The 3,079-nt window shown below is 62.7% G+C and carries 3 protein-coding genes; 1 reads left to right on the top strand and 2 read right to left on the bottom strand.

The window, feature by feature from the left end; genetic code table 11:
• Positions 1-287: 287 nt before the first annotated feature.
• Positions 288-1,898 (bottom strand): ABC transporter substrate-binding protein, encoded by a 1,611-nt coding sequence (locus tag EOA29_RS30710; protein ID WP_127222054.1) that lies wholly within the window; start codon positions 1,896-1,898, stop codon positions 288-290.
• Between the two features lie 57 nt (positions 1,899-1,955).
• On the bottom strand, positions 1,956-2,249 hold the full coding sequence (locus EOA29_RS42355) for a hypothetical protein (RefSeq protein WP_210213187.1): 294 nt from the start codon (positions 2,247-2,249) through the stop codon (positions 1,956-1,958).
• Here EOA29_RS42355 and EOA29_RS30705 point away from each other — a divergent pair.
• Positions 2,242-3,079, top strand: an 838-nt coding sequence (locus EOA29_RS30705; protein ID WP_145969887.1) for a Xaa-Pro peptidase family protein, incomplete at its 3' end; no start/stop codon positions are given. The genes EOA29_RS42355 and EOA29_RS30705 overlap by 8 nt on opposite strands.

Below are 3,079 nucleotides of genomic sequence, written 5' to 3'. Positions count from 1 at the left end.
GCGCGCGTCATGCGCGTCTCGGCCACATGAGGCGACAATATGAAATGTCGCGCCCAGGCACCCCCCTCTGTCCTGCCGGACATCTCCCCCGCAAGGGGGGAGATTGGCAGCGTCGCCGACGGCACCCCTCCTGCCGCGGGACAGCGTTGGAGATTGGCGAAGGCCGAGATGAAATCCGATCTCCCCCCTTGCGGGGGAGATGTCCGGCAGGACAGAGGGGGGTGGGCGGGAACTCGGCCTTTGGCCAAGTTCCCATTCTATTGCGAACTCTCATCCGCCTGAGTGTGTCACGATTCCAAATAGGTGTCCGCCCAGTTCGACACCGCCCAGCGCGGGTTGTCGGCGATGTTGCCGACGGTGTCTCGGGCGACGGAAATGAAGCTCCATTCGGCGACGTTGATCAGCGGCAGGTCGGCCGCGACCTTTTTCTGGAACTCCTTGTAGAGCTCGGTGCGGGCGGCGGTGTCGAGCGTCTCCGAGGCTTTCGCGATCAGCGCGTCCAGGTCGGCGTTCTTGTAGCCGCCCTGGTTGGAGAAAGGCACGCCGTCCGGAATGCCGCTCTGCACCAGGATTGTGGTCGAGATCGCCGGATCGCCGCGGAACACCGGCGGGCCGACCGCGAGGTCGAAGGCATGGTCGGTGTAGACAGCCTTGATGTGGGCCGCGGAGTCGTTGTTGACGATCTCGGCGTCGATGCCGATCGCGGCCAACGCCTGGCGCAGATAATCGCCGAATTGTTTCGTCTCGTTGAAGTAGGGCGCCGGCAGCAGCTTCAGCGCAAAACGCTTGCCGTCGTCCGCGCGCTTGTAGCCGGCCTCGTCCAGCATCTCGTTGGCCTTGGCGACGTCGAAGGGGTAGGTCAGCACGTCGGCGGTGTAGAACTGCGGATCGTTCTTCGGCACCGGGCCGGTCGCGGTCGCGGCATAGCCGAGGAAGATCGTCCTGACGACGAAGTCCTTGTCGATGGCATGGGCGATCGCCTGTCGCACCTTGAGATCGGCAAGCTCCTTGCGGCGATGATTGATCTCGACGACGAGCTGGTAGGTCAACCCCTCATAGCCCTTGGTGACGACCTTGAGGCCCGGCACCTTGGAAATGCGGTCGAGATCGGCGAGCGGCACGGCGGAAAAAGCGGCGAGCTGGATCTCTTCCGCCTCGAGCGCCGCGGCGGCAGACGTACGATCGGGGAGAACCTGATAGACGATCTCGTCGAGATAGGGCTCGTCCTTGCCCCAATAGTCGTCGTTTCTCGCCAGCCGATAGTACTGGCCGGCCTTGTATTCGGCGAATTTGAACGGACCGGTGCCGACCGGCGCGTTGTTGGCAGGATTGTCCTCGATCTTGCCGTTCTCGTAGACATGCTTCGGCACGACGCTCGACAGCGCCGGCAGAGCGTTGCGGATGAGCTGGAGCGGCGTCGGTTTGGCGAATTTGAATACGGCGGTGAGATCATCGGGCGTGTCGACCGCAGCAAGGTCCTTGAACACGGTGCGGCCGAGATTCTGCAGCGGCTTCCAGATCTGCAGCGCCGAGAAGGCGACGTCGGCGGAGGTGAAGGGCTTGCCGTCATGCCATTTGACGCCGTCGCGCAATTTGAAGGTCACCGACAGCCCGTCCGCCGCACCTTCCCAGGAGAGCGCGAGCCGCGGCTCAAGCCCATCCTTGCCGTCGAAGGAGGCCTCGGCCAGGGTCTCGACGACCTTGCTGGAAATGAAGAAGACGCCGTTTGAGGCGACGATCGCGGGGTTGAGGTTGCGCGGCTCGGAGTCGGCGGCGACGATCAGCCTGCCACCCTTCTTCGGCGTCTGCGCCATGCCGATGGTCGGCAGCGCGGTCGAGGCCAGAAGCAGCGCCGAACCGGCAAGCAGGCCGCGGCGTGAAATCGTCAATTCGGACATCGCTCAAACTCCCCTCTTCACCCGCGGCAGGCACGGGCAACCTCGAAATGAGCGGGATTATGGCCCTTGGCAAAGGTTTCGCCAGAGACGGATTTGGCGCATGCTGGCTTGGCTTTGAAATTTTCGTCCGCTGGACCAGTTATATTTCGGGCTGTGGGCGCGGCAATCTGGTAAGACCAGATTAAAGAGAATAGCTCCTACGAGCCTTTCGGCTAGGTTGAATTGGCAATGCTCTGCCAATTCTGGCTGGACCAGAGTGGTCAAAAAGATGCAGATTTGACCGACAACCAACCGTTCAAAAAGATTGGCCGCTGCAGCGGCCGGAAAATTCAGGGAGAGGCAGATGAACATCGCTCCGGGCAAGGCCGACGTCAGCAGTATCCCGTTCGATCAGGCGCGGGTAGACCGGCTGATGGAGGAGGCCGGCATCGACGTGCTCTTCACCACTTCCAAGCACAACACGCAGTACCTGCTCGGCGGCTACAAGTTCATCTTTTTCGCGGCGATGGATGCGATCGGCCACAGCCGCTATCTGCCGATCGTCCTCTATGAAAAGGGCGGGCCGGAGCACGCCGCTTATATCGGCAACCGGATGGAAGGCGGCGAGCACCAGAACCATCCGTTCTGGACGCCGACATTGCATGCCGCCTGCTGGGGCACGCTCGACGCCGCCAACCTTGCCGTCGAACATCTGCAGAAGATCGGCAAGCAGGCTGCCCGCATCGGCATCGAGCCGGGCTTCCTGCCTTCGGACGCCTATACGCTGATCCGCAGGGCGCTGCCGGACGCCAAGCTCATCGACGCGACCGGCATGCTGGAGACCATGCGCGCGATCAAGACCGAAGCGGAACTCGAGAAACTGCGCATCGCCTCCGAGTTGATCACCGATTCCATGCTGGCGACTATTGCCCGGGCGCGTGAGGGCACGACCAAGACCGACATCATCGAGCAGCTCAGGCGCGAGGAGACCAATCGCGGCGCGCATTTCGAATACTGCCTGCTGACGCTGGGCTCCAGCCACAACCGCGCCGCCTCAGACCAGGCGTGGAAGAAGGGCGAGGTGCTGTCGATCGATTCCGGCGGCAACTATCACGGCTATATCGGCGACCTTTGCCGTATGGGCGTGCTTGGCGAGCCGGATGCCGAGATGGAGGATCTGCTGGCCGAAGTCGAGGCGGTGC

The sequence above is a fragment of the Mesorhizobium sp. M1E.F.Ca.ET.063.01.1.1 genome (assembly GCF_003998155.1).
GTDB lineage: Bacteria > Pseudomonadota > Alphaproteobacteria > Rhizobiales > Rhizobiaceae > Mesorhizobium.
This window is presented reverse-complemented; position numbering and strand designations above follow the sequence as displayed.

Bases quoted from the DNA above. Each gene is read 5' to 3' on its own strand.
- EOA29_RS30710 (WP_127222054.1), bottom strand. From the start codon at position 1,898: ATGTCCGAATTGACGATTTCACGCCGCGGCCTGCTTGCCGGTTCGGCG.
- EOA29_RS42355 (WP_210213187.1), bottom strand. From the start codon at position 2,249: ATGTTCATCTGCCTCTCCCTGAATTTTCCGGCCGCTGCAGCGGCCAAT.